Source organism: Streptomyces sp. TRM70350 (assembly GCF_019219825.1).
Classification (GTDB): Bacteria; Actinomycetota; Actinomycetes; order Streptomycetales; family Streptomycetaceae; genus Streptomyces.
Genome location: NZ_JAHUXH010000011.1, coordinates 76,477 through 101,907, shown reverse-complemented (window position 1 = coordinate 101,907; position 25,431 = coordinate 76,477). Strand labels below are relative to the sequence as shown.

Sequence of the window (25,431 nt, the reverse complement as noted above, 5' to 3'; positions counted from 1 at the left end):
TCAGTCTCGCGCCACGCGCAAGCCCCCACCCGCACCGACGACAGCCAGCGCCCCGTCCACATCCGTCCGCAGCACCCTCGCGCCCCCGTCCCGCAGCGCCGCGACCGTACTGGGGGCCGGGTGGCCGTACGGGTTGTCCGCACCGCAGGAGATCAGCGCCAGCCGCGGCGCGGCCCGGCGTATCAACTCCAGGTCCTGGTAGGCGGAGCCGTGATGGGCCACTTTCAGCACGTCCACGCTCCCCACCAGCGCGGCCGCCGGTGTCCGCAACAGGGCCTGCTGGGCCGGGGGTTCCAGGTCCCCGAGCAGCAGCATCCGCAGGCCCGCCGAGCGTACGAGCATCGCGACGCTGGCGTCGTTCGGGCCCTCCGGCGCCGGTACCGGTCTGGGCGGCGGCCACAGGACCTGCCAGGTCAGGTCCCCGGTGCGGCGCTGCTCCCCGGCCAGAGCACGCGTCACCGGAATACCCCGGGCGGCCGCCTCTCTGCGGACGAACTCCGCCTGGTCCACCGGCTCTTCGAACCCGGTCGTCTCGATCGCCCCCACCGCACGCCCCCGCAGTACCCCGGGCAGCCCGGCCACATGGTCGGCGTGGAAGTGGGTGAGGACCACCAGCGGGATGCGGGTGACGCCGAGGTTGCGCAGGCACCGGTCGACCAGCTTCGGGTCCGGTCCGGCGTCCACGACGACCCCCGTGCCCGCGCCCGCCGCCAGCACGGTCGCGTCGCCCTGTCCCACATCGCACATCGCCAGCCGCCACCCCGGCGGCGGCCAGCCCGTGACGACTCTGGCCAGCGGCGGCGGCTGCACCACCGCCAGCACCAGCAGCACCCCGCAGCCCGCGCACAGCCACGGATGCCGCAGCAGCCGCCGGCCGGCGACCACGACGACCACCGTGACGAGGGCGAGCAGGGCCGCACCGCCCCAGCCGCCCGGCCAGTCCACCCCGGCACCGGGCAGCGCCGCCCCGGTCCGGGCGACCCGCGCGATCCACCCGGCCGGCCAACCCGCGTACCACGCCAGCCCCTTGGCCACCGGCATCGCCACCGGAGCCACCGCCAGCGCCGCGAAGCCCAGCACGGTGGCCGGCGCGACCGCGAACTCCACGAGCAGATTGCAGGGCACCGCCACCAGACTCACCCGCGCCGACAGCACCGCCACCACCGGCGCACACAGCGCCTGCGCCGCCCCCGCCGCGGCCAGCGCCTCCGCCAGCCGCGGCGGCACCCCGCGCCTGCGCAAGGCGCCGCTCCAGCGGGGCGCGAGGGTGAGCAGCGACCCCGTGGCCAGGACGGAGAGCAGGAAGCCGTAACTGCGGGCCAGCCACGGGTCGTAGAGCACCAGCAGCAGTACCGCCGTCGCCAGCGCCGGGATCAGCGACTTCCGCCGCCCGGTCGCGAGGGCCAGCAGCGCGACGGCACCGCAGGCCGCGGCCCGCAGCACGCTCGGGTCGGGTCTGCACACGACCACGAACGCCAGCGTGAGCGCTCCGCCGAGCACCGCCGTCGTCCGCAGCGAGATGCCGATCCGGGGTGCCAGGCCACGCCGCTCACTGCGCTGCGCCAGGCCCGGCGGCCCCAGCAGCAGGGCGAGGACGATCGTGAGGTTGCTGCCCGACACGGCCAGCGTATGGGCGAGGTCGGTCTCCCTGAAGGCCTCGTCCAGGTCCGGCGTGATCCGCGAGGTGTCCCCGACGACCAGCCCCGGCAGCAACGCCCGCGCGTCCGCCGGCAGCCCGTCGGTGGCCTCTCGCAGGCCCGCCCGTAACCGCCCGGCGAACCGCTGCGCCCGCGACGGCTCCCCCACCACCTCCGGTCCCGCCCGGTCCCGCACCCGCAGCACGGCCGCGATCCGGTCCCCGCCCACCATCGGGGGCGCGAGCCGCCCGGTCACCGTGACCCGGGTGGAGGGCAGCAGGTCGAGCCACTCCCGTCGCCCGGCCGCCCCCGTGTCGACGATCACCAGCACGGGTGTCCGCGTCACGGCCTTCGCCCCGGACGCCTCCTCGACGCTCCGCACCTCCCCCTTCGCCAGCACGGAGACCGGCGCCGAACGGTTCCCGGTGACCCGTGGGCGCGTGAGCCGGGGGTCGGCGGTGACCTGCACTTCGGCGGTCACCGTGGCGAACCGCCCCGCCAGCCCCGGCACCGGCCCCCGCCGCAGATCGGCCCCGTGCAGCCCGGCCGAGGCGGCGGCCGCCGCGACGCAGAGCAGCACGGCGGCGACCGCGGCACGCGACCCGGCGCCCACTGCCGCGCGAACAGGACCGAGCAGCAGCCCGCACCCCACGACCAGGCAGACCACGACCGCGCCGGTCAGCAGCCCCGGCGAGGCGTCCAGCGCCAGCGCCGCCGTCGCCCAGGCGGCCAGGGCGGGGGGTACGAGCCGGAGGTCCGTCGGTCCTTCCTGCCTCGGATGGGCGGCTCCGAGGCGGCTCCCGGAAGTCATGTGCACGGCGCGGCGCGCGCCCGAGGGCGAGGCGTCCTGGGAGCTCCTCATGGCCGTACGAGATTCCGCAGATCGGCGAAGCGCCGCTCGCCGATGCCGTTGACCTCCCGCAGCTCGTCCACCGAGCGGAAACCGCCGTGCCGGGTGCGGTAGTCGATGATGTGCTGCGCCAGCACGGGGCCGACGCCGGGGAGGGTGTCGAGTTGCTCGACCGTCGCGGTGCTCAGGGAGACGGGGGCTGCGGGCGCGCCACCCGCGCCGCCCGCCGGGGCTCCCCCGGGCGGAGCCGGGACGGCGGCGGGCGCGGGACCCCCGACGACCACCTGCTCCCCGTCCACCAGGAACCGGGCCCGGTTCAGACCGTCGATGTTCGTGCCCGGCCGCACTCCACCAGCCGCCTTCAGCGCGTCGGCGACCCGCGATCCGGCCGGGAGACGGTGAATGCCGGGCTCGCGCACCTTGCCACTGACGTCCACCACGATCTCGGCCACCGGCTCGCCCTCCTGCTCGTCCAACGGCGCCGCCGCCCGGACCACCTCGGGTGCCTGCACGGACTGGGTCCGCCCGGCCCAGAAGTGCTGCACGGCGAAGCCCGCGACAACGACGAGCAGCACGGTGAGCACCACCACGCTCCTCCGCTCCAGGCCGCACCGCGTCTGCAACCAGACCGGCATCCGCTCCCGCACAGCCAGCGCGGCCCGCTCCCGCCGACCGCCCGCACCGTCGGGTGCGACTGCCGGCTCTTCCGCACCGGCGTCATCCGGTGGCCCCGCTCCCGACTCCCGCCACTCCTCGGCGCGTTCGCCGAAGAGCACCTCCGCACGGCGCCGGAGTTCCTCTGCCGAGGCATGCCGGTGCCGGGCCCGGCCGAGGGCTGGAGGGCGGCGATGGCGGTGTGCCGTACGGCCGTCGGAGGCGGGTCCGCGGCCGGGTCCGCTCGTTACGGATGCTGCGCGTGTGCGTGATCGAAGTGCCATGCGACGAGGATGCGGCAGTCCGCCGACCTCGCGATGATCTTGCTCAGTTCCCGGGGACAACCGCGCAGTTGTGGAAAACTCCGCCCCTCACACGGGTGAAACCCGAAGGACACGGCACCTCGAGGACGGCCGCCCCAAAAGCCACGGCGCCCAGTGACGAGGCCCTCCGGCCGCCCCTCACCGCGCCGAAACCACAACCCCCAACAACCCGGGCCCGGTATGCGCCCCGATCACAGCCCCCACCTCACTCACATGCAGATCCGCCAGCCCCGGCACCCGCGCCCGCACCCGCTCCGCCAGCGCCGACGCCCGGTCCGCCGCGGCCAGATGGTGCACCGCGATGTCCACCTGGGCGTCCCCCGCCCGGTCGGCCACGATCTCCTCCAGCCGGGCGATCGCCTTCGACGCCGTCCGGACCTTCTCCAGGAGTTCGATACGGCCACCCTCCAGTTGCAGCAGCGGCTTCACGGCGAGCGCGGACCCGAGGAACGCCTGCGCGGTGCCGATCCGGCCGCCGCGCCGCAGATAGTCGAGGGTGTCGACATAGAAGTAGGCCGATGTGCCCGAGGCGCGTTTCTCCGCGGCCGTGACCGCCTCGTCCACCGTGCCGCCCGTCTGCGCCACCTCGGCCGCGGCCAGCGCGCAGAAGCCGAGCGCCATCGCGATCATCCCGGTGTCCACCACCCGCACCGGCACCGGCGCTTCGCGCGCCGCGAGGACCGCGGCGTCGTACGTGCCCGACAACTCGGCCGACAGATGCAGGGAGACGATGCCGGTGGCGCCGGACTCGGCGACCTTGCGGTAGGTCTCGGCGAACAGTTGGGGGCTGGGGCGCGAGGTGGTGACGGAGCGTCGCTTCTGCAGCGCCTGGGCCAGCGAACGGGTCGAGATCTCGGTGCCCTCTTCCAGCGCGCGGTCGCCGAGGACCACGGTCAGGGGTACCGCTGTGATGCCGTGGCGCTCCATCGTCCGGGGCGGCAGGTAGGCCGTTGAATCGGTGACGATCGCGACATGGCGGGACATGAGCTGGAGGTTACCTGCCGTAGCGCCCGGGTGGCAGCCCGGGCCTCTCACCCGTGCGAAACATGCGCAAGGACGCCACGCGGAACCCGCGCGGACATCCAGGCCGCCGCCACGTGCTCAGGTGGTGCTCTCGGGGCGGGGCTTCTTCTGCCAGGGGTACGTCGGACGCGGCCCCGGCGGGGTGATGGCGGGCCGCGTCGGCTCCTCGGCCGTGCGTGACTGCGGGGTGTCCGGCCAGGTCTGCTGTGCGTTCGGGGCGTCGGTGGGCGGGGCCTCGGGCCACGGCGGCGGGGTCGCGGCGGAGTCCGCTGTCGTCCAGTGCCGCAGCGCCCCGGTCTCCACGTCGATCTGGGCGCTCAGCGCGTCCAGGTCGTCGTCCGCGAAACGGCCCGCCCGGTCGCGCGCCGCCCAGCGCAGCGACTCGGCCGACCGTGTGATGCGCTCGGTGCGGTCGCGCAGCTCGGGCAGCCGCTCGGCGAGCGTCGCCCGGTCCGGCTCGGACTCCAGGCGCCTGAGCTCGGCGTCCAGTTCGTGCCCATGCGCGCTGAGCCGCTGGAAGAGGCCGAGCGCCTCCTTCAGGGACTCGTCCTCGGCCACGCCCGCGTGCAGCGTGTCCTGCGTGGCCCGCATCGATGTGCGCAGCCTCAGCCGGAGCTGGGCGAGCTCGCCGACGGGGCCGGGCTGGGTGAAGGACTTGGCGCGCAGCGTGTGGTCCTCGACCGTGCGGCGGGCCTGCGTGATCGTGCGGTCCACGCCTCGCTTGGCGGCGCCGACCACCTTGACCGTGGCGTAGGCGCCCAGCACCAGGAAGAGCACGAAGAGCAGGGCGAACACCATGATCACTGCTTCCACGACGCTCCTCCTCCGAACCGGCCGCGGCACACCCCGCGCCGCTCTTCAACGGTAAACGCAACGGGCAGGCCCGGAGTTCCAGAAGAACCCCGAACCTGCCCGCAGATCACCTGGAACCGCCCCGTAGGGGACGCCCCCGACGCAGGACCACACAGGCCCCGACGCAGACCACACAGGCCCCGACGCAGAACCACACGCCCACCCGGGGGCAGGACCGCAGGACCGGAACCCCCGGGCACCTACGCCGGAACGATGTTCACCAGCTTCGGCGCCCGAACGATCACCTTCCGGATCCCGGCCCCGCCCAGCGCCGCGACCACCTTCTCATCGGCCAGCGCCACCTTCTCCAGCTCCTCCTCGGAGATCGACGGCGACACCTCCAGCCGCGCCTTGACCTTGCCCTTGACCTGCACCACACAGGTCACGGTCTCGTCCACCACGTACGCGGGGTCGGCGACGGGGAAGTCCTGGTGGACCACCGAGCCGGTGTGCCCCAGCCGCCGCCACAGCTCCTCCGCGATGTGCGGCGCCAGCGGCGCGACCATCAGGACCAGCGCCTCGGCGACCGGCCGCGGCACCGGGCCCCCCGCCTTGGTCAGGTGGTTGTTCAGCTCGGTGACCTTGGCGATCGCGGTGTTGAACCGCAGTCCCTCCAGGTCCCCGCGCACGCCGTCGATCGCCTTGTGCAGCGCCCGCAGCGTCTCCTCGTCGATCTCGGCGGGCTCGGCGTCGACGACCGTCACCTCACCGGTGGTCTCGTCGACGATGTTGCGCCACAGCCGCTGCAGCAGCCGGAACTGGCCCACCACCGCGCGCGTGTCCCACGGCCGGGAGACGTCCAGCGGTCCCATCGCCATCTCGTACAGCCGCAGCGTGTCGGCCCCGTACTCGGCGCAGATCTCGTCCGGAGTGACCGCGTTCTTCAGGGACTTGCCCATCTTGCCCAGCAGCCGGGTGACCTGCTCGCCCTGGTAGTAGTACGCGCCGTCGCGCTCCTCCACCTCGGCGGCCGGCACCGCGATGCCGCGGCTGTCCCGGTAGACGTAGGCCTGGATCATGCCCTGGTTGAACAGCCGGTGGAACGGCTCGGCGGACGAGACGTGTCCCAGGTCGTACAGCACCTTGGACCAGAAGCGCGCGTACAGCAGGTGCAGCACGGCGTGCTCGGCGCCGCCGACGTACAGGTCGACACCGCCGTGCGGCTGCCCCTCGCGCGGGCCCATCCAATAGCGCTCGATCTCCGGGTCGACCAGCTTCTCGCTGTTGTGCGGGTCCAGGTAGCGCAGTTCGTACCAGCAGGAACCGGCCCAGTTGGGCATGGTGTTGGTCTCGCGCCGGTACTTCTTCGGGCCGTCGCCCAGGTCCAGCGTGACGTTGACCCAGTCCTCGTTGCGCGACAGCGGCGTCTCGGGCTGGGTGTCGGCGTCGTCCGGGTCGAAGGTGCGCGGGCTGTAGTCCTCGACCTCCGGCAGCTCCAGCGGCAGCATCGACTCGGGCAGCGCGTGCGCGACGCCCTGCTCGTCGTACACGATCGGGAACGGCTCGCCCCAGTACCGCTGCCGGCTGAACAGCCAGTCGCGCAGCCGGAAGTTGACGGTGCCCTCGCCGATCCCCTTGCGTTCCAGCCACTCGGTGATGCGCGCCTTGGCCTCGGCGACGCCCAGGCCGTCCAGGGAGACGCCCTCGCCCGACGAGTTCACGATCTTCGCGTCGTACGACACGAAGGCGTCGTCCCAGGTCGAGGGGTCGGTCCCCCGGCCCGCGGCGGAGCCGCTGTCAGATGCAGTCGAGGGTTCGACGACGCAGCGGATCGGCAGCTCGAAGGCGCGGGCGAAGGCGAAGTCACGGGTGTCGTGGGCCGGGACGGCCATGATCGCGCCGGTGCCGTAGCCCATCAGCACGTAGTCGGCGATGAAGACCGGGATCCGCTCGCCGTTGACCGGGTTGGTCGCGTACGCACCCGTGAAGACGCCGGTCTTGTCCTTGGCCTCCGCCTGCCGCTCCACGTCGGACTTGGCGGCGGCCTGCGCACGGTACGCGGCGACGGCGTCGGCCGGGGTCCGGTGGCCGCCGGTCCACATCTGGTGGGTGCCCTCGGGCCACTGGGCCGGGGTGAACTTCTCGACCAGCGGGTGCTCGGGCGCCAGCACCATGTAGGTGGCGCCGAACAGGGTGTCCGGGCGCGTGGTGAAGACCGTGATGTGCTCGCCGTCGATCGGGAAGTCGACCCGGGCGCCCTCGGAGCGGCCGATCCAGTTGCGCTGCTGCAGCTTGATGGCCTCGGGCCAGTCCAGCGCGTCCAGGTCGTCCAGCAGCCGGTCGGCGTAGGCGGTGATCCGCATGTTCCACTGGCGCAGCTTGGCCTTGAAGACCGGGAAGTTGCCGCGCTCGGAGCGGCCGTCGGCGGTGACCTCCTCGTTGGCCAGCACGGTGCCCAGGCCGGGGCACCAGTTGACCGGCGCGTCGGAGGCGTACGCCAGGCGGTACTCGCTCAGCACGTCGGCGCGCTCGGTGGGGCTCAGCTCGTTCCAGGAGCGGCCGCCGGGCAGCGCGCGCTCACCGCTCTCGAACTGCGCGATCAGGTCGGCGATCGGGCGGGCCTTCTTCGCCTCGTCGTCGTACCAGGAGTTGAAGATCTGCAGGAAGATCCACTGGGTCCACTTGTAGTAGTCCGGGTCGATCGTGGCGAACGACCGGCGCTTGTCGTGGCCCAGGCCCAGCCGGCGCAGCTGGATCTTCATGTTCTCGATGTTGGCCTCGGTGGACACGCGCGGGTGCGTGCCGGTCTGTACGGCGTACTGCTCGGCGGGCAGGCCGAAGGCGTCGAAGCCCAGGGTGTGCAGGACGTTGTGGCCGGTCATCCGGTGGAAGCGGGCGTAGACGTCGGTGGCGATGTAGCCCAGGGGGTGGCCGACGTGCAGGCCCGCGCCGGAGGGGTAGGGGAACATGTCCATGAAGAACTTCTTGGGCTTGGCGACCGTCTCGGGATCGCCCGCCAGGTCACCCTTGGGGTTGGATGCCGCGTAGGTGCCCTCGGCGTCCCAGAAGTCCTGCCAGCGTGCCTCGATCTCGGCTGCCATGGCGGCCGTGTAGCGGTGCGGCGCGGCATCCACCGACATGCCAGTGGCGGCTGCGGGGTTCGTCTCGCTCATGATCCTCAAAGCTCCATCGATCGTCTCTGCCAGCGGCTGCGGTTCCTCGGAAACGAAAAATCCCCTCACACAGGAGGGGACGCCGCGCCGACTCCGGCCACTCGACTCATCCGGTGGCCGGGACTGATCAGCGCGGCCCGCTAAGCAGAAGGCGTACGGCACGCATGGCGTCAGGGTACCGCAGCCGTCGACCGGGCCGCGACGGACTTGAACACCGGTCAACAATTACTTCGCGTAACAGCCACTATGGGGCATTACAGCAAGCACATTGTCCTTTGATAACAGCGCAATAACTCAAACCTCCTACCCATCGGTATGGAGCCACTTAGAGTGCGGCCCGGGACCGCTTTCCCGAACCGCTCGGAGTTGCCCCATGACGTCTCCCCGCAGTACCCCACCGCTTGCGCACCGCGTCGCGCCGTGGGGAGGTGGGCCGTGCTGACCGCAGACGAGGTCGCGGACACGACCAACGACAGCACCGTGGACACCTCGATCGTGGTGTTCCTCGACTTCGGCGTGGGCGTCCTGGCGCTCGTCTGCCTCAGCTGCTCGGTGATCTGGGGACTGGTCGCCCAGGACCGGATCCTTCTCGACGCCCGCCGACGGATCCTGGCGCAGGCGGTGCACCGGGCCACCGCCGTCGCCGCTGTCGTCTTCCTCCTGGTGCACATCGTGGTCAAGCTGGCACTGGACCACACCACCTGGATCGCCGCGGTGATCCCTTTCGGGCTCCTCCTCACCAACAATGACGAGCTCATGGGCCGGGGCGTCCTCATCGGCCTCGGCACCCTGGCCGGCCTGCTCATGATCTTCGTCGGTGTCACCGGCATCCTGCGCAACCGATTCGCGTCCCCGGCACCCGTCGCCGCACGCTGGCGGGCCATGCACATGCTGGCCTACCCGGCCTGGTGTGCGGCTCTGGTCCACGGCCTCTACGCGGGTCGCACGGCGAAGCCGCTCTTCGTGTTCCTGTACGGGCTGTCCCTGGCCGGAGTCGCGGCGGCTCTGGCGCTGCGCGCCGCACCCCGCCCCGTCAAGCGCCGGGTCGCCGACCGGATCATCGCGCTGCTGGGCACCGGGCTGGCGCCGGGCAGCGAGCAGCTGGAGGAGAGCCGGGCCCGGGTGGCGGGCGGGTCCGCGCTGCCGGGCTACGAGAACCAGCCGGGCGGCAGGCCGCGTACGGCCTCACCCTCGGGACCGCTGTACGAGACCGCCGAGCGTGCTGCCGCGCCGGAGCCCGCGAGCGGTTTCTCGGCGGCCTACCGCGCCGTCTCGGCACCCAAGCGCACCCGGCGGCAGGCCCTCGCGGCCGACGAGACCTCGCGCATGGGGCTGCAGGACATCCAGCCCACGGAGGCCCTCCCGCGCGTGGAGAGCACGTCCGGCTCCTGGCCGATCCCGTCCCCGCCCCCGGTCGGCGAGGCGCCCCCGTCGGCCTACGACCCGCTCCAGGACACGGGATACAACATCCCGGCCTATGGCAATTCGGGCGCGTCCGGCTATGGATCGAGTGATGTGTACGACACCGGTGAGATGAACGCCGCCTTCGGTACGTACTACCCGGATGACACGTACAACAACAGCGGTCCCGCCACTGAAACACTGCCCGGTGCGTCCTACGACTTCGACGCACCGGGTTCGGGCGAACCTTGGAACACGCCTTCCGGAGGCTTTAAGTGAACGAGGCCCTGCCCGACGTCCCAGAAGTCCGCGTGGTCGGCCTTCCTCAGCTCACGTCGGGCTTCGACCTTGTCGAAAGACTCGATCTGCCCATGCACCTGAAGGTGCACGGGCCACTCGAACCGATGGGCGGCGAGCAGCTCGCGAAGCTCGCCGAACGCATCAACCTCAGGGGCCGCGGCGGCGCGGGTTTCCCCTTCCACAAGAAGCTGCGCTCGGTCGCCGAATCGGCGATCAAGCGCGGCGTCCGGCCGGTCGTCGTCGTCAACGGCAGCGAGGACGAACCGGCCTGCCGCAAGGACACGGTGCTGATCAACCGCGCTCCGCACCTGATCCTGGACGGCGCCCTGCTGTGCGCGGAGGCGCTGGGTGCCCGCACGCTCGTGGTGGGGGTCACCCGTGAGTCGACGCAGCGCTCCATGGAGGCCGCGCTCGCCGAACGCGGCCTCAGCAACGGCCGCCGATCGGCCCTCCGCGCGCGCGTGCAGCGCAACCCGGTCCGTATGGTCTCCGGCGCCGCCGCCTCGCTGATCCGCTCGATCGACGGCGGCCCGGCGATCCCGCCCGGCCGCAAGATCAGCGCCTCGCAGAGCGGCGTCGGCGGCGCCCCCACCCTGCTGTCCAACGCCGAGACCTTCGCCCAGCTGGCGATCGCCGCCCGCATCGGCCCGGACCGCTACGGCAACACCGGCCTGTACGACGAGCCGGGCACCGTCATGCTGACGGTGTCCGGCGCCGTCGCCCGCCCCATGGTCCTTGAAGTGCCCACCGGCGTCCCCCTGCGTTACGTCCTCCAGCTCGCCGGCGCCCCGCCGGTCCCGCAGGGCGTGCTGACCGGCGGCTACCACGGCAAGTGGATCGACGCGGCGACGGTCAACGAGGCGATCGTCTCCCGCAACTCGCTGGACGCCGTGGGCGGTTCGCTGGGCGCCGGCGCGATCCTGCCGATCACCCAGGAGACCTGCCCGCTGGGCGAGTCGCTGCGGGTCGCCCAGTGGCTGGCGGAGGAGAGCGCGGGCCAGTGCGGCCCCTGCTACCTCGGCCTGCCCGCCGCCGCGCGCGGCCTGGAGGACCTCCTGGGCGGCGGCGGCCCGGCCGCCCTGGAGGCGCTCAAGCAGGTCGCCAAGAACGTGAAGCGGCGCGGCGCGTGCTCGCACCCGGACGGCTCCGCGATGTTCCTGGAGTCGACCGTGAAGGCGTTCACGGACGACCTGGCGGCCCATGTCCTCGGAAACGGCTGCGGACGGCCCGTGCAGGGCGTTCTGCCGCTCTTCGAGGGCGGCAGGGCCCCGACGGGCATCCCGGGCGGCGGCGAGGGCGGGGAGAACGGCCCCAGCCGCCAGAAGATCTACGTCGACTGGACGCTGTGCCGGGGCCACGGCCTGTGCGCCGACATCCTCCCGGAGGTCTTCCAGCTCGGCGCCGACGGCTTCCCGACCGTCGCTCAGGCTCCCGTCCCCCGCTTCGCCGAGGACAAGGCCATGCGCGCGGTCCGCCGCTGCCCGGCCCTCGCCCTGCGCATCGAGGAACAGGTGGAACGGGCCCCCGCCCGCAACAACCTCCCGGTCCTCTCCCAGGGCCGCGGCCGCCGCGCCCTGGGCCGCTGACCGCACACACGAAGGGCCGCCCGACACCGGGCGGCCCCACTCGTCAACAGCCCCGGAAACAGAAGAATCCCGCCGGATCGACTCGACCCGGCGGGATCTGCTTGTGGAGCTAAGGAGAATTGAACTCCTGACCTCCTGCATGCCATGCAGGCGCTCTACCAACTGAGCTATAGCCCCTCGTTGTGGTCCGCCGGGTTCCCCCCGGCGGCGACGCCAACATTACACGGTCGACCGGGCACTCCACCAAATCGTTTCCCTTCTGCCCCGATACGGCCGCTATGGTCGGCCCTCGTGACCGTGATCACGTCCACCGCAGTCCACCGCCGGACGCCCGTCGCGCTGGGTGCGTGCCTGCTCTCCTTCGCGGCGTTCTGGCTCGCCCAGCGGGCCGCGCACGTCTCGATGATCGACCTGCTGGTGTACCGGGCCGAGGGCGCCACCGTACGCGCGGCCGGCGACCTGTACGCCCTGCGCGCCACCGCCGCCCAACTGCCCGCCACCTACCCGCCCTTCGCCGCCCTGCTGTTCACCCCGCTCACGCTCCTCGACACGGGATCCCTGCGCACCCTTGCCACAGCCGGGAACCTCGCCCTTCTGGTGGTGTTCGTACGGCTCTCCCTGCGCCTCGTCGGGCACACGCGCGTGGAGACGGTCTGGTGGGCCTCGGCGGTGGCCGTGTGGTGCGAGCCGGTGTGGACGACCCTGCGCTACGGCCAGGTCAACCTGGTGCTCGCGGTACTCGTCCTGTGGGACCTCTCCCGGCGTCCGGGCGACCGCTGGGCGGGCGTCGGCATCGGCCTCGCGGCGGCCGTGAAACTGACCCCCGCGCTGTTCGCCGTCTTCCTGCTCGCCACCGGTGTCGTGGCGTACCGAAGGCACCGGAAGGGCCCTTGGCTGCGGCACGCGCGCGTGGCGGCCGGCAGCTTCGTCTGGGCGACGCTGCTCGCGGCGGCCGTTCTGCCGTACGACTCCTGGCGGTTCTGGACCGACGTGGTGTTCCGGACGGACCGTGCCGGGCACGCCGAGGAGACCGCCAACCAGGCGCTGCGCGGCGTCCTGGCGCGTCTGCTGCACACCCCCGACCCGGGCGCCCTGTGGACCGCCGTGGCGGCCCTTGTGGCCGCCGTGGGGCTGGCGGTGGCGGTGCGGGCGGAGTTGCGCGGGGAGCGGGCCTGGGCGGTGGTGTGCTGCGCGGTGACGGCGCTGCTCGTCAGCCCGGTGTCGTGGTCGCACCACTGGGTGTGGTGCGTGCCGCTCGTCCTGCTCCTCGCGGCGCGCGCCGGTCGCGCGGCCGCCGTCGGCACGCTGCTGGTGTTCTGCTCGTACAGCCTGTGGTGGGTGCCGCACACCTCCGGCAGGCCCGAACTGCACCAGAACCCCGTCGAGTTCCTGCTGTCGGGCCTCTACGCCGTCACCGGCTGCCTCGTCCTGGCGCTCGCCGCGGCCGCCACCCGGGCGCGTCAGGCCGTCACGAACGAATAGAACCGCTTGAGCGTGCAGTGCTCTTCGAGGAGCCGGCCGTAGATCGGCTCACCCTCCAGCTCGCGGTACGTCTCGATCGGGTCGCCCTTTATGATCAGCGCCCGTGCGCATTCCTCGCACCAGTACTGGTAGTCGGGGTTCACCGGTTCCATGTCGCGGACGATCGGCGTACCGCTGCCGCACCAGTCGCACTTCCGCCTGTGTGCACCCATCGCTCAGCTCCAGCTGTGGCCGCAGGCCGTGCACACGTAGGAGATCCCGCCGTTGTCGCCGAGCACCTGGGCGACATGCGCGGAGCCGCAGGAAGGGCAGCTGAGCCGGGTGGTGGTGTCCCGTATCAACGCCGCTTCGCCAAGGAGGTGGCCGACCTCCCTGAGGATGCTCGCAGGCATCGCTACTCCCTCCCGTCGGGCCGCGCCCCCTTCCGGCCGTTTGATTCTGCCACGACCGGACCAATACGGTCAGCGACGCCTCGGTACCAGTCCGGACACGGCAGCCCGGGCGTCTCCACAGAGGTATACGCCTGCCGGGCCACGCCTGCTCAAACGCGTGACGACGAAAAATCCCGCCCCCTTGAGGGGGACGGGATTCGTCCGTGGAGCTAAGGAGAATTGAACTCCTGACCTCCTGCATGCCATGCAGGCGCTCTACCAACTGAGCTATAGCCCCTGGTGCCACGCGGCTCAGCCGCATGGTGTTTCGCCCCGCTCCGCGGGGCGAACAAGAAGAACTTTAGCCTGCGACCTGCCGGAAAGTGAAATCCGGGGTACGGCCCGCGGGGCGGGGCTCAGTCGTCGTCGCCGAGCACCGGCTCCGGGAGGGTGCCGGCGTTGTGCTCCAGCAGCCGCCAGCCGCGGGCGCCCTCGCCGAGGACGGACCAGCAGCAGTTGGAGAGGCCGCCGAGGCTCTCCCAATGGCGGGCCTCCAGGCCGAGGAGGCGGCCAATGGTGGTGCGGATGGTGCCGCCGTGACTGACGACCACCAGGGTGCCGTCGTCGGGCAGCTTCTCGGCGTACCGGAGCACGACCGGGGCGGCGCGGTCGGCCACCTCGGACTCCAGTTCGCCGCCGCCGCGGCGCACCGGCTCCCCGCGCTTCCACGCGGCGTACTCCTCGCCGTACCGGGTGATGATCTCGTCGTGCGTCAGGCCCTGCCAGACGCCCGCGTACGTCTCCCGCAGGCCCTCGTCGCGGTTGACCTCCAGGCCGGTGAGCGCGGCCAGCTCGGCGGCCGTGTTCGCGGCCCGCCTGAGGTCGGAGGAGATGATCGCGTCGGGCTTGAGGGAGGCGAGCAGGCGGGCGGCGCGGCGGGCCTGGGCGACGCCGGTCTCGGTGAGCTCGACGTCCGTGGTGCCCTGGAAGCGGCGCTCCACGTTCCAGGACGTCTGCCCGTGCCGCCAGAGGATGACGCGGCGGCCGCGGCCAGGCCTGGCGGCGGTCACCTCACCGGTGGCGCTCACCGCCAGTCACCGCTCGCCTCGGCGGCCTCCTCGGCGGCCTGCAGCCTGGCGTGCTCCTCGGCCTTGCCGCGGGTGGCCTTGGCGTCGGCGGGCAGCTCGATCTCGGGGCAGTCCTTCCACAGCCGCTCCAGGGCGTAGAAGACGCGCTCCTCGCTGTGCTGCACGTGCACGACGATGTCGACGTAGTCGAGCAGGATCCAGCGGGCCTCGCGGTCGCCCTCACGGCGCACCGGCTTGGCACCGCGCTCCTTCGAGAGCCGTTCCTCGATCTCGTCGACGATCGACTTGACCTGGCGGTCGTTGGGCGCGGACGCCAGCAGGAAGGCATCCGTGATCGACAGCACATCGCTCACGTCGTAGGCGATGACGTCGTGAGCGAGCTTGTCGGCGGCCGCCTGGGCCGCGGTGTTGATGAGCTCGAGAGAACGGTCGGTTGCGGTCACTACATGGCTTTCCGTCGGCGGTCACTTGTCTCCAAGGGTCTCACGGACCGCCGACGGCGCCCCACGCATTACCCGGCGGAGGCCGGCTCGTAGTCCTGACCGAGGACCACGGAGACGTTCGCGCCCGAGGAGACCTCGCCCTTGGTGACCGCGCTGTCGGGCAGTCCCAGGGTCTTGGCGACCTCGGTGGCGTTCTGCTTGTCGGCGGCGTCCGCGTAGGTGACCTTGGACGCGGACTGGGCGCTGCCGGCCGTACCGCCCCCCAGGAAGGTGAAGCCGCCGTTGAGGAGCACCACGCGCGCGTTCTCCGTGTTGTCCTGCACACCGCTGGCGTTCTGCACCGAGACCCGGACGGCCGCGTCCTGGTCGGGGCTCTTCGCGGTGCCGCCGAGGACGTCCTTGACCACGCCGGCGCTCGCCTCGGCGCTGAGGGTGCCGTCGTCCTGGACGGGCAGCACGGCGGTCTTGTAGTCGCCGCTCTTGGCGAGGTCGGACAGCTTGGCGAGGAAGGTGCCGAGGTCCTTGTCGGTGAGCGACGGGTCGAGGATCTGCGCCAGCGTCTGCACGGTGGTCGTGGCGGCCTGCGCGTCGGACGACATCTTGCGCAGCACCCCCTGCATGACCTGCCCGAACCGCTCCAGCTGGGCGTTCTGGGCCTCGCCGGAGGCGCGGTAGGTGGCGTAGGCGACCGCCATCTTGCCGCTGAGGGTCTGGCTCTCGCCCTTGTTGACCAGTGGCGCCTCGCCCTTCTTCTTGGCGTCCGGGTCGGGCACGTCGGCGTTGGTGTCGATCTCGATGTTGCCGACCAGGTCGACGAGGTTCTGCAGGTAGGGGGTGTCCAGGCGCCAGGTGCCCTGGATGGACGTGCCGAGGACGGAGTCCAGGGCCTCACGGGTGCCGGAGGAACCGTCGTCCTCGACCGACTTGGCCAGCGTCGTCGTACCGTCGTCGCCGGACAGCGCGAGCGAGTTGGGCAGCAGGACGGTGCTGCCCTGCCGGGTGGTGGTGTTGTCGACGAGCAGCGCCGTGGAGGTGCCGCCCTTCTTGGTGTCGTGCAGGTGGACGACGATCACGTCCCGCTTCTGCGCGGCCGCGGACGTCGTACCGCCCTTGGTGTCGCCGGACGGGGACAGACCGGGCAGCTTCCCGGCGTACCAGAGGTAACCGACGCCCCCGGCCGCGACCATCGCCAGCACCACGACGAGGGCGATCAGGCGGCTGCGGGCCCGGCGCTTGGCCTCCTCGCGGCGCTCGGTGCGGTTCTCGGTGAACTTCAGCCAGTCGATCACGTCCTCGGAGTCCTGGTCGGGCTCCTCGACGAAGGCGAACTGTTCCGTCCGGTAGTCCCGGTCCTCGCGGGCGGGCTCCCGGAGCTGCTCGGTCTCGGCCGGGCGCGGCTGCTGCGGGATGTACGCGGTCTGCTCGGCCACGCGCGGCTGCTGCCCGCTGGTGGCGGTCCGGCCGTAGGGGTCGTAGGAGTCGTACGAGGTCACGGGCGGCTGCTGACCGGTCCCGTACGGGTCGTACGGGGGCGCCGGCTGCTGCTGGCCGGTGGCGTACGGGTCGTAGCCGTAGCCCTGCTGCTGTGCGTAGGGGTCGTACGGCTGCTGGGCCGGTACCTGCCGGTACACAGGCCGGCCGTACTCGTCGTAGCCGACGAGTTCGTACTGGTCGGCGCCGTACCCTGCGGCCCCCGCGTCGTATCGGTCGTTCACCGGTGCCCCTCTCGGCTCACTCGCCGCGGTACAGCTGTCGCTTGGCGATGTAGCGCACGACTCCGTCCGGCACCAGATACCAGACCGGGTCGCCCTTGGCGACTCTCGCACGGCAGTCCGTGGAGGAGATGGCGAGGGCGGGAACCTCGACCAGCGAGACACCGCCCTCCGGAAGCCCGGCGTCGGTCAGGTGGTGGCCGGGCCGGGTGACCCCGACGAAGTGCGCGAGGGAGAACAGCTCCTCGCTGTCCCGCCAGGTCAGGATCTGGGCGAGGGCGTCGGCGCCGGTGATGAAGAACAGGTCCGTGTCGGGGTTGAGGGCGCGCAGGTCACGCAGGGTGTCCACGGTGTAGGTGGGGCCGCCGCGGTCGATGTCGATCCGGCTCACCGAGAACTGCGGGTTCTCGGCGGTCGCGATGACCGTCATCAGATAGCGGTCCTCGGCCGGGGAGACCTTGCGGTGGGTCTTCTGCCACGGCTGCCCGGTCGGTACGAACACCACCTCGTCGAGGTGGAACTGCGCGGCGACCTCGCTGGCCGCCACCAGGTGCCCGTGATGGATCGGGTCGAACGTCCCGCCCATGACGCCGAGGCGGCGCTTGGCCGACGTCGACGGGCCGGTAGGCATGTCCTGCTCTCCCATGCGTGCAGACCCTACCGGCCCGGCCTGTGGACCAGGACCTGCCCGCGGATCATGCCGCAGTCGGGCGCCGCCGACTTCCTGCGGCCTGATCCGCCGGCCAGGCCCTAGCGGTCGCGGTTGAAGCGGGTGGTGATCCACAGCAGCAGCATCAGGGCGATGAACGCGCCACCGCCGGTGAGCAGGGGGTTGAGGCTCTCGTGATTGCCGCCGTGCTCCTGGCCCTCGGCGGCGAGGGTGACCAACTGGGCAGCGGCGCTGTGGAAGCTCATCTTCGGCAGGACCTATCGCGTGTGGGCGGGATAAAGACGTCGGCTCATCGTAAGCGGGCGCCTCGGACGCGATCACCCCGCCTCCGCCGTCGAGCAACCTTCCCGGGCCCTCAGTCGTCCTTCCGCCTGTAACCCCGAAGCAGGAACCAGGCGGTCAACACACAACCCACGGCGATTTCCCGGCGCGCGGGCCCTCGCGGCCCGGCCCTTGGGGGATCGCTCAGCCAGCACCCGCCCGGAGCCAGACCGATCACCAACCCCAAGCCCGTGACCCCCTTGCGCGCCCCGCGCACCGTCGCCTACCGTCGAACGCAAGGCCGACGCGGGACGGCTCCCAAACCAGCGACCTCGGCAGGTAGGCGCCCGTGCTCGGCCCCGGCGTGTGCCCCCACCCTCGGGGACACGCCCCCTGCATGGCTGTAGCCGATAGGTCGGGGAGGACCCTTGGGAGTCAGTCAGCCTCGGTCCAGCAGATGGGACGTGACTGTGACCCGTCCCTACACCTACAGCGTAGAAATCACCCCTGCATTGGTCGAAGGTGACCGCCTGGCCCAGGCGTCCGGCCAGTCCGGCCGTTGCGTCGTGGTCATGGACGACGGGGTCAAGGACGTGATCCCCGTCCACGAGTACTACGTCGATCGGAATATCGACGCGAACATCATCACCATCCCCGGCGGCGAACGCGCCAAGCGAGCTGAGGTCGCCGAGATGGTCTGTGACCGTATCCTGACATGGGGCATCGACCGCCGGGCCGAGCCGCTCGTTGTCATCGGAGGAGGCGCGACGCTGGACCTCGGCGGCCACGTGGCCGCCACGGTGCTGCGCGGGGTGCCATGGGTCGCGGTCCCGACCACGCTGTTAGCCATGATCGACACCGCGCTTGGCGCAAAGGTTGCGCTCAACCACCACCGCCCCTCGGGGCTCACCCTCAAGAACAAGATCGGCAACTACCACCCGGCGAGCCTCCGGTTGCTTGACCCTACGCTGCTCGCAACCCTCCCGGCCAACCTCATGACCGAGGGACTGATGGAGATGGCCAAGGCCGCGCTTGTGCTCCTGAACGGAGCCCTTAGCCCAGGTCTTCATGCCTACGCCGCCCACGCGCACACGCGCCGGTTCGCCGACCCCGATGGCGAACTGATCCTACGAGGCGTCATCGGCGCGACCGTCGCCGAACTCGCCAGCGACCTCTTTGAGGACGAGCTTGCCCGCCTGCTGGACTTCGGGCACACCTTCGCGCACGAGCTCGAAGGACGCTCAGATGGGCGTATCCCCCACGGCATCGCTGTCGGCCACGACATCGCCCTCACGGCGGTGATCTCGCGAGACCGGGAGCTGATCACCCGGGAGCGATGCGAATGGGTCCTGGACCTGCTCTACCGCCTCGGGATGCCGGGCCTCTACTCCACACTCATGACCGCCGACATGATCGAAACGGCGCTTGACGACCGCACACGCCACCGTGGCGGGAAGCTCCGGATGGTCATGCTCACAGACACCGGCAACGAGGAGGACCATTACACGAACACCCTGACCGTGGAGGAGGTCATGCGCGCCGTAAGGCTGCTCGCCCAGTTCGACAGTCGGCGAACCTGATGGGCGGCGCGCTAGAGGACAAGACGGCCCTCATCACCGGATCAACACAGGGCATTGGCTATGCCATCGCCGACGAGATGCTAGCCCGTGGCGCAACCGTTCTAGTCCATGGCCGCGATCCCGTGAAAACCAAGCGGGCCGCCGCGCGCCTCGGCGGCGGCGGGCGCGTGCACCCCATCGTGGGAGACCTCGCCAGCGCGGAGGGGTGCGACGAGGTGCTGTATGAGCTGCATTTCTACGGCCACGACGTGGATATCCTCATCAACAACGCGGGGCAGATCGAGCGGTCGCACGGGGACGCCGAATACGACGACTACGCCCGGTTGGTGCAGGTCAACGCCGTGGCAGGGCTCAGGCTCGCCCGTGCGCTACTCCCGCGCATGATCGCCGAGAACAACCACGGCCGCGTCATCTGGATCAGTAGCGAGACGGCGCTAATCCCGCCCCCGGACATGGGACCGTACGCCGTGTCCAAAGCCGCCCAGCTCATCATGTCGCGCTTGCTCGCCGAGCAGGCGGCGGGCACCACCGTGACCTCCCTCGCCGTCCTCGTCGGACCCACGAAGACCGAAGGCGCACAGGCCCTTGTCGGAGACCAATGGGACCAAGTGATGGCCGCCCACCCCGCATCACTTCTCAAGCGCCCCACCACTCCGAGAGAGATCGCGCAAGTCGTCGCGTACCTCGCCACTCCCGCCTCCACTGCCATACGCGGCTCCGCGCTGCGGCTAGACGGCGGCGGCATCCCCACCATCGTCTAACCAGCCACCCACCCGCGAGACAGAGAACACGATGACGACGGAAGTGCTTGTCCAGCGCCGTCGCCCCGCGCCGTCCGTCTAGTCTGTGCGGTGCTGGCGGACTGCGCGTTAGCGCTGGCTGCCAGCACCGCACGAGGAGCCGGGATCGACGGGGCCGGGCGGCGCTTGCGAAGCACGGGCGCCCCGGCCGTCCGCTTCGGGGGGGAGCTGGACGACCGGGGCTGTCAGTGGGTGGGCGGCCCTGGTGGGGTCAGCGTAAGACGGCGAGCAGCATGGACGCCAGCCCGACGACCCACACCGCCCACGCCCACGCCCAGCGCCCCGCCACCCCGTTCACGGAAGCCACGGCGGGATGCGCGGGCCGTCGTGGTCCGGGACCATCGGCAGCAGCCGTGACAGGCGCCGCAACGTCACCGCGCTCGACGACCACGGCCCGTCACCTCCTCGCCGCGCGCGCCGCGCGCGCGCCCTCGGGGACAGCAGCGGGCACGGGGCCGTCCTCCACAACCAGGCATCGCCCTTGCTCCGCACCGTCATGCGCCTGCCAGTGGCAGCAGCCCCGCACCGCCCATCAGGTAGCCCGCGCGCCCGCTCTGGCGGGCCTCCAGCGCCATCACGGCGCGCTTCAAGACAGGTGCCGAAAACCACCGCTCCAACTCCTCTACCCGCAGCCAGCGCACCGCGCTGTCGTCCTGGGGGACCGTGCTCGGGTCGCACCACACGTCGAACACGATGTGATGCGTCTCGGGCTGCTGGTCGGCGCGGGGCCACCAGTCCATCGCATCGACCCTCGCCACCATCAGGCCGGGCACCCGGAGCATGTCCCCCAAGATCCGCAAGCACCCCTTGGGCGGCGCCTCGTTCAGCTCGACTTCGCCCCCCGGCAAGGCCCATCCCCCGGCGGCGCCGTAGTCCACGGCCAGCACGGAGCCGTCAGGGTCGCGCATCAGCGCCCACGCCATCACCTGGCGCCTGCCTGACGATCCGCGCCCCGCTCGTACCTTGTCTTCGATCGCAACGAGCGCCGTGAGTTCCTGCGGGTCGCTCGCCACGAGCACGGGCGCGTAGTCGTACTGCGGCTGCATGAGCCTGGCGGTGCAGCCACCGGCCGGGACCAGCGGGCCGCGCCGTCCCGGAACGTCACGCGTGCCCTCCCGGTAGTAGCTCGTGTTCCACGCCGGGTAGCGGTCGTGGATCGCGTGCAGCGCCGTGACGACGTCAGACGGCCAGCGACGCGCGCTGATCCACCAGTTCTGCCTGGCCAGCGCCGCTCCGGGCGGATCCAGGCTCGCGGTCTCGCTCACAGCCACCCCGCCACGGCCATCACGGCAATGCATGCCGCCGTCCCGATGGTCGCCATCGCGAACAGCACGCCGTCAGCGTCCTTGACCCAATGCCTGGCGGCGTGCCGCCGTTGCCCGTTCATCGAACCTCCTGGTTGACACGATTGATCGACAGCCGCAACGCTTCGCCCGTCGCAACCGGCTTCAGGTCCTCCACGTCCGCTTCGAAGTCTGCGGACAAGTCCGCTGGACGTAGGCGCACCCTTGACGCAGAGACGTAGGTGATGACCCTCCCGACCATCCCGGTCACGCGGTCCCGCTGATAGGTCCCGGCGCCTGGGCCTCCGGGTGCATCCGTCACGGCCGCTTGCGTCCCGCACTCCGACCGGGGGGCCGTGCCTCGACGATCCGTCATGTTCATCTCCCAGGCCGTGTGCGGGCTGTGACGCCTAGTCAACGCCGCCGCGTGGTCGTTGTGCACCCCGGAGCGCGACTTTTCCCCGGACTTTTCTGCCGCCGCGAGTCGTGCGCGTTGGCGCCTTTGGCGGTTACCGTGGATGCCGCACGATGTAAGGGAGGTCACCGGTGATCGAACCGGCCGAAACGCCGTTCGCGGTGCTATGCGATCAGTTGGGGTGGTCGACGCCGGCCGCCTTCATCCCCGTGTACGAGAAGGCCGCCGCAGAGGTCGGCGTGTCGCCTCGCCTGTCGGCCCGGCAAGTGCAGCGCTGGCGCACGGCGGACCCGCCGTGTCCCCACCCAGGGCGGCAGCGGGTGCTTGAAGCGATCTTCGGCAAGCCCTTGGAACAACTCGGATTCGACGTCCCCCCGCACCGCCGCAACCCCGTCAGGACGGCTTTGCCGCTGCCGGTTGCAGACGCCGCACCACTCGAAGGAACCACCGACCCCGTGAACCGCCGCGCCTTCCTCAACGCTGCCGGGGGCACCGCCTTGGGCGCTGCCGTGCCGACGCACCATCAGCGCGACGACCCGCGCGCGGACGAGTCAGAGCTGCGCATCGGCACGGATGCCGTGACCGATCTTCGCACCGGCCTTGCGAACCTCTACGGCCTGGACGACCGATACGGCGGCGCGATCGTCGGCCCGCTCGCCGCCGCCCACCTCGCCCGTGTGGACCGTCTCATAAAGACCGGGACCTATCCCGAGACGATCGGGCGGCAACTGCGCCTCATCGCGGGTGAGACGGCCGAGCACGTCGGCTGGCTGGCGTTCGACGCGGGCGACAGCGCGGCGGCGCGGCGCTCCTGGGCGAAAGCTCAGAAGCGCGCCGAAGAACTCGGAGACGCGTCCCTGGCCGTTCTCGTCATGGCGTCCACGTCGCTGCTGAGCCTGCGCGAAGGCAACCCACGTGAGGCCCTGAATCTTGCCCGTCGTGCGTCCGAGCGAGCCAAACCCTGGGCGCCGCCGACGCTGCTTTCGATCCTGGCCACGCGGGAGGCTCGGGCGCTCGCCACGCTCGGAGACCACACGGCCGCGCGAACCACCCTGGCGCACGCCGTGCATCTCTACGAGCAGGATCGCGCGACCCGCCCCGCACCCGAGTGGACCACGTTCCACGGGCCTGCGGAGCTGTGCCACGCGCAAGCGCACCTCTTTACGGAGATGGGCCACCACGGCGCCGCCGTGGATTGGCTACGGCGCTCGCTCGAACGACACGAAGCCAGCTACGCCCGCAACGAAGCGCTCGGGCGCGGCGCGTTGGCCTCCGCGCTCGTCCGCTCTGGGGAAGCCGAGGAAGCCGCACACCACATCCGCAAGGGCCAGGCGCTGCTCACCGAGGTCTCCTCTGGCCGCGCCCGCCTTGCGCTCTCCGCTGCACGCGAAGAACTCGCCCGCCTCGCGCCCCACGCCTGATCGCTGACACCAACAAGGAGACCCGTGGACACGGCCGCCGAACGGCACCCCATCGACACCATCACGGACACCGGCCTAGCGGCTCGACTCCTCGATGACCTCGCCCCGCTCTATGAGGAGGTGTTCGCCGAACCTCCGTACGGAGAGGGTCCGCGTGAGGTGGGTGCTTTCATCGCCCGCTTTCAGCGCGAGCGCCAACACAAGGGGTTCCGCCTCGCGCTCGCGCGTGACGGCGAGCACCTTATGGGCTTCGCCTACGGGCTCCCCCTCGCCTCCGACACGCCATGGTGGGACGCGCTGACTGACGTGGAGTTGTCCGACGACTTCACCCGTGAGGACGGACGGCGGACGTTCGCGGTGATGGAGGTGGCGATTCGCGCCCCCCATCGGCGTCGGGGTCTCGCGCGGGCGCTGCACGCTGCGCTGATCTGCGGCAACCCTGCCGAACGGGTCACGCTCGCGGTTCGTCCTGAAGCTGAACCGGCGGTGGCCCTCTACGCCGCGCTTGGGTACCGGCTCGTCGGCCGCTCGTGCCTGTGGGACGGGGCGCCGACGTACCTCTACATGCTCCGCTGGCTCTCCGAAGACTGACGCTCATCGACCCGCCGCCCGGTTACCTCGTGCCCGTGCTGGGCGGCTTCCCCGGTCCCCGCTTTCGGTCCCCCCGGCCGGGAGCGGGGACCACCTTTTCGGCTCCATGGCGTTTCGTAGGGAAATCCCCCAACCCACCACCATCACGATCAGCACGACCCGGAGAAGATTCCCCGCCCCCGGCTCTTGAGCGGCGCTGAGCCAGTCGATCGCGGCGATGTGCTCCATGGTGCGGGACTCCTTCGTCGTACTGCCCGTCCACGGTATCTCCGCCTAGGCTGGGCCTTGCTTCGGGGGCGTACAAGAAATCGCAAAAGGCACACAGGGCACACCGACGCACATGGGGGACCACATGTCCGACGACGGCCACCAGCAGGGCGGGCACGAGCGCGTGCCGAGCAGGCAGCGCAGGCGCTTCCCGGAGATCTCCTCGCGTGCGTACGAACACCCGGCGGACCGCTCCGCCCTGGTCGCGCTGCGCAAGCTGAGCGGCTTCGACACGGTCTTCAAGGCCCTCAGCGGCCTGCTGCCCGAGCGGAGCCTGAGGCTGCTGTTCCTGTCCGACTCGGTGCGCGTCTCGGACCGGCAGTTCGCGCACCTGAACGACATGCTGCGGGACGCCTGCTACATCCTGGACCTGGAGAAGGTCCCGCCGATGTACGTCAACCAGGACCCGCAGCCCAACGCGATGTGCATCGGCCTGGACGAGCCGATCATCGTCGTGACCACGGGGCTCGTCGAGCTGCTCGACGAGGAGGAGATGCGGGCGGTGATCGGCCATGAGGTCGGCCACGCCCTGTCCGGCCACTCCGTGTACCGCACGATCCTGCTGTTCCTGACCAACCTCGCCCTGAGGGTCGCCTGGATCCCGCTCGGCAATGTCGCGATCATGGCGATCGTGACCGCGCTGCGCGAGTGGTTCCGCAAGTCGGAGCTGTCCGCCGACCGCGCGGGCCTGCTGGTCGGGCAGGACCTCCAGGCCTCGATGCGCGGCCTGATGAAGATGGCCGGCGGCAACCATCTGCACCAGATGAACGTGGACGCGTTCCTGGAGCAGGCCGACGAGTACGAGGCGGGCGGCGACCTGCGCGACTCCGTGCTGAAGATCATGAACGTGCTGCCCCGCTCCCACCCGTTCGCCACGATCCGCGCGGCCGAGCTGAAGAAGTGGGCCGCCTCCCGCGACTACCAGCGGATCATGGACGGCCACTACCCGCGGCGCGGCGAGGACAAGGACACCTCGGTCACCGACTCCTTCCGCGAGTCGGCGGCGAGCTACGCGGGGCAGGTGCGCAGCAGCAAGGATCCGCTGATGAAGCTGGTGACGGACATAGCAGGCGGCGCGGGGGACCTGGGCAGCCGGGTGCGGCGGGGGTTCGGCAGCTTTGCGGGGGGTGGGGCGGGTTCCAGCGGTACGCCGGGCTCCGCGGGTACGACGGGGTCTACGGGGACCACCGGGACCACGGGGACCGGGGGGACTACGGGGTCTACGGGATCCAATGGCTCTACTGGCTCTACTGGCTCCGCGTCGAAGGAACCGCCGCGCGACGAGGACTGACCCCGCCCGAGGGCCGC

At 71.2% G+C, this 25,431-nt stretch carries 22 protein-coding genes and 2 tRNA genes; 8 read left to right on the top strand and 16 right to left on the bottom strand.

Features of this window, described 5'->3' with window-relative positions; genetic code table 11:
- The 5 genes from KWI83_RS18995 to leuS all read right to left on the bottom strand — a co-directional run bounded on the left by KWI83_RS18995 (window position 1) and on the right by leuS (window position 8,452).
- Window positions 1-2,499 (bottom strand): ComEC/Rec2 family competence protein, encoded by a 2,499-nt coding sequence (locus tag KWI83_RS18995; protein ID WP_218515550.1) that lies wholly within the window; start codon window positions 2,497-2,499, stop codon window positions 1-3.
- The gene (locus tag KWI83_RS18990; RefSeq protein WP_218515549.1) at window positions 2,496-3,425 is read right to left on the bottom strand and encodes a ComEA family DNA-binding protein; all 930 of its coding nucleotides are present in this window, start codon (window positions 3,423-3,425) and stop codon (window positions 2,496-2,498) included. The genes KWI83_RS18995 and KWI83_RS18990 overlap by 4 nt, the downstream gene beginning before the upstream one ends.
- Window positions 3,426-3,602: 177 nt before the next feature.
- Complete coding sequence (locus tag KWI83_RS18985) at window positions 3,603-4,448, bottom strand: DegV family protein (protein WP_218515548.1); 846 nt, start codon at window positions 4,446-4,448, stop codon at window positions 3,603-3,605.
- 117 nt (window positions 4,449-4,565) lie between these two features.
- Complete coding sequence (locus KWI83_RS18980; protein ID WP_218515547.1) at window positions 4,566-5,300, bottom strand: hypothetical protein; 735 nt, start codon at window positions 5,298-5,300, stop codon at window positions 4,566-4,568.
- Window positions 5,301-5,539: 239 nt separating this feature from the next.
- Entirely contained in the window at window positions 5,540-8,452 is a 2,913-nt protein-coding gene (leuS, locus tag KWI83_RS18975; protein ID WP_218515546.1) for a leucine--tRNA ligase, read from the bottom strand.
- A gap of 435 nt (window positions 8,453-8,887) precedes the next feature.
- On the opposite strand from leuS, the gene KWI83_RS18970 reads away from it, so the two are divergent.
- Together KWI83_RS18970 and KWI83_RS18965 are read left to right on the top strand one after the other, a co-directional pair.
- Window positions 8,888-10,132 carry a cytochrome b/b6 domain-containing protein gene (locus tag KWI83_RS18970; protein ID WP_308122107.1) on the top strand — a complete coding sequence of 415 codons (1,245 nt, stop codon included), beginning with the start codon at window positions 8,888-8,890 and terminating at the stop codon, window positions 10,130-10,132.
- Window positions 10,129-11,739: an NADH-quinone oxidoreductase subunit NuoF family protein gene (locus tag KWI83_RS18965; RefSeq protein WP_218515544.1), complete on the top strand. Its 1,611-nt coding sequence runs from the start codon at window positions 10,129-10,131 to the stop codon at window positions 11,737-11,739. The genes KWI83_RS18970 and KWI83_RS18965 overlap by 4 nt, the downstream gene beginning before the upstream one ends.
- Window positions 11,740-11,843: 104 nt before the next feature.
- Here the strand turns inward: KWI83_RS18965 and KWI83_RS18960 are convergent.
- Window positions 11,844-11,916, bottom strand: a tRNA-Ala gene (locus KWI83_RS18960).
- A gap of 114 nt (window positions 11,917-12,030) precedes the next feature.
- On the opposite strand from KWI83_RS18960, the gene KWI83_RS18955 reads away from it, so the two are divergent.
- Complete coding sequence (locus tag KWI83_RS18955; protein WP_308122106.1) at window positions 12,031-13,221, top strand: glycosyltransferase 87 family protein; 1,191 nt, start codon at window positions 12,031-12,033, stop codon at window positions 13,219-13,221.
- On the opposite strand, the gene KWI83_RS18950 is transcribed toward KWI83_RS18955, so the two are convergent.
- From KWI83_RS18950 to KWI83_RS18915, 8 genes are all read right to left on the bottom strand, one after another.
- Complete coding sequence (locus tag KWI83_RS18950) at window positions 13,200-13,433, bottom strand: hypothetical protein (RefSeq protein WP_003976229.1); 234 nt, start codon at window positions 13,431-13,433, stop codon at window positions 13,200-13,202. The genes KWI83_RS18955 and KWI83_RS18950 overlap by 22 nt on opposite strands.
- A 3-nt stretch (window positions 13,434-13,436) precedes the next feature.
- The gene (locus KWI83_RS18945) at window positions 13,437-13,613 is read right to left on the bottom strand and encodes a hypothetical protein (protein ID WP_141310671.1); all 177 of its coding nucleotides are present in this window, start codon (window positions 13,611-13,613) and stop codon (window positions 13,437-13,439) included.
- A gap of 204 nt (window positions 13,614-13,817) precedes the next feature.
- Window positions 13,818-13,890 (bottom strand) — tRNA-Ala (locus KWI83_RS18940).
- 118 nt (window positions 13,891-14,008) lie between these two features.
- Window positions 14,009-14,680 (bottom strand): histidine phosphatase family protein, encoded by a 672-nt coding sequence (locus tag KWI83_RS18935; RefSeq protein WP_374106333.1) that lies wholly within the window; start codon window positions 14,678-14,680, stop codon window positions 14,009-14,011.
- On the bottom strand, window positions 14,677-15,123 hold the full coding sequence (gene rsfS / locus KWI83_RS18930; RefSeq protein ID WP_218515542.1) for a ribosome silencing factor: 447 nt from the start codon (window positions 15,121-15,123) through the stop codon (window positions 14,677-14,679). The genes KWI83_RS18935 and rsfS overlap by 4 nt, the downstream gene beginning before the upstream one ends.
- Before the next feature lie 68 nt (window positions 15,124-15,191).
- The gene (locus KWI83_RS18925) at window positions 15,192-16,838 is read right to left on the bottom strand and encodes an LCP family protein (RefSeq protein ID WP_218515541.1); all 1,647 of its coding nucleotides are present in this window, start codon (window positions 16,836-16,838) and stop codon (window positions 15,192-15,194) included.
- 16 nt (window positions 16,839-16,854) lie between these two features.
- On the bottom strand, window positions 16,855-17,481 hold the full coding sequence (nadD, locus tag KWI83_RS18920; protein ID WP_218515540.1) for a nicotinate-nucleotide adenylyltransferase: 627 nt from the start codon (window positions 17,479-17,481) through the stop codon (window positions 16,855-16,857).
- 104 nt (window positions 17,482-17,585) lie between these two features.
- On the bottom strand, window positions 17,586-17,750 hold the full coding sequence (locus KWI83_RS18915; protein ID WP_218515539.1) for a hypothetical protein: 165 nt from the start codon (window positions 17,748-17,750) through the stop codon (window positions 17,586-17,588).
- 588 nt (window positions 17,751-18,338) lie between these two features.
- Between KWI83_RS18915 and KWI83_RS18910 the strand changes: the two genes are divergently transcribed.
- Window positions 18,339-19,346: a hypothetical protein gene (locus KWI83_RS18910; RefSeq protein ID WP_218515538.1), complete on the top strand. Its 1,008-nt coding sequence runs from the start codon at window positions 18,339-18,341 to the stop codon at window positions 19,344-19,346.
- Entirely contained in the window at window positions 19,346-20,107 is a 762-nt protein-coding gene (locus KWI83_RS18905; protein WP_218515537.1) for an SDR family NAD(P)-dependent oxidoreductase, read from the top strand. The genes KWI83_RS18910 and KWI83_RS18905 overlap by 1 nt, the downstream gene beginning before the upstream one ends.
- 533 nt (window positions 20,108-20,640) lie before the next feature.
- On the opposite strand, the gene KWI83_RS40015 is transcribed toward KWI83_RS18905, so the two are convergent.
- Both KWI83_RS40015 and KWI83_RS38740 read right to left on the bottom strand, forming a co-directional pair.
- A complete protein-coding gene (locus tag KWI83_RS40015) occupies window positions 20,641-21,411 on the bottom strand; it encodes an NUDIX domain-containing protein (RefSeq protein WP_218515536.1) in 771 nt (256 codons plus the stop codon).
- Window positions 21,408-21,533 carry a hypothetical protein gene (locus KWI83_RS38740; RefSeq protein WP_256362494.1) on the bottom strand — a complete coding sequence of 42 codons (126 nt, stop codon included), beginning with the start codon at window positions 21,531-21,533 and terminating at the stop codon, window positions 21,408-21,410. Before KWI83_RS38740 ends, KWI83_RS40015 begins: the two co-directional genes overlap by 4 nt.
- A 442-nt stretch (window positions 21,534-21,975) precedes the next feature.
- Here KWI83_RS38740 and KWI83_RS18895 point away from each other — a divergent pair, with 442 nt between their 5' ends.
- The 3 genes from KWI83_RS18895 (at window position 21,976) to KWI83_RS18885 (ending at window position 25,414) form a co-directional block, all read left to right on the top strand.
- On the top strand, window positions 21,976-23,265 hold the full coding sequence (locus KWI83_RS18895) for a hypothetical protein (protein WP_218515535.1): 1,290 nt from the start codon (window positions 21,976-21,978) through the stop codon (window positions 23,263-23,265).
- Window positions 23,266-23,289: 24 nt separating this feature from the next.
- Window positions 23,290-23,856, top strand: a complete 567-nt coding sequence (locus KWI83_RS18890; protein WP_308122105.1) for a GNAT family N-acetyltransferase — start codon at window positions 23,290-23,292, stop codon at window positions 23,854-23,856.
- A gap of 352 nt (window positions 23,857-24,208) precedes the next feature.
- Window positions 24,209-25,414, top strand: coding sequence for a M48 family metallopeptidase (locus KWI83_RS18885; protein WP_218515661.1), 1,206 nt, complete (start codon window positions 24,209-24,211; stop codon window positions 25,412-25,414).
- The last annotated feature ends 17 nt before the right edge of the window (window positions 25,415-25,431 follow it).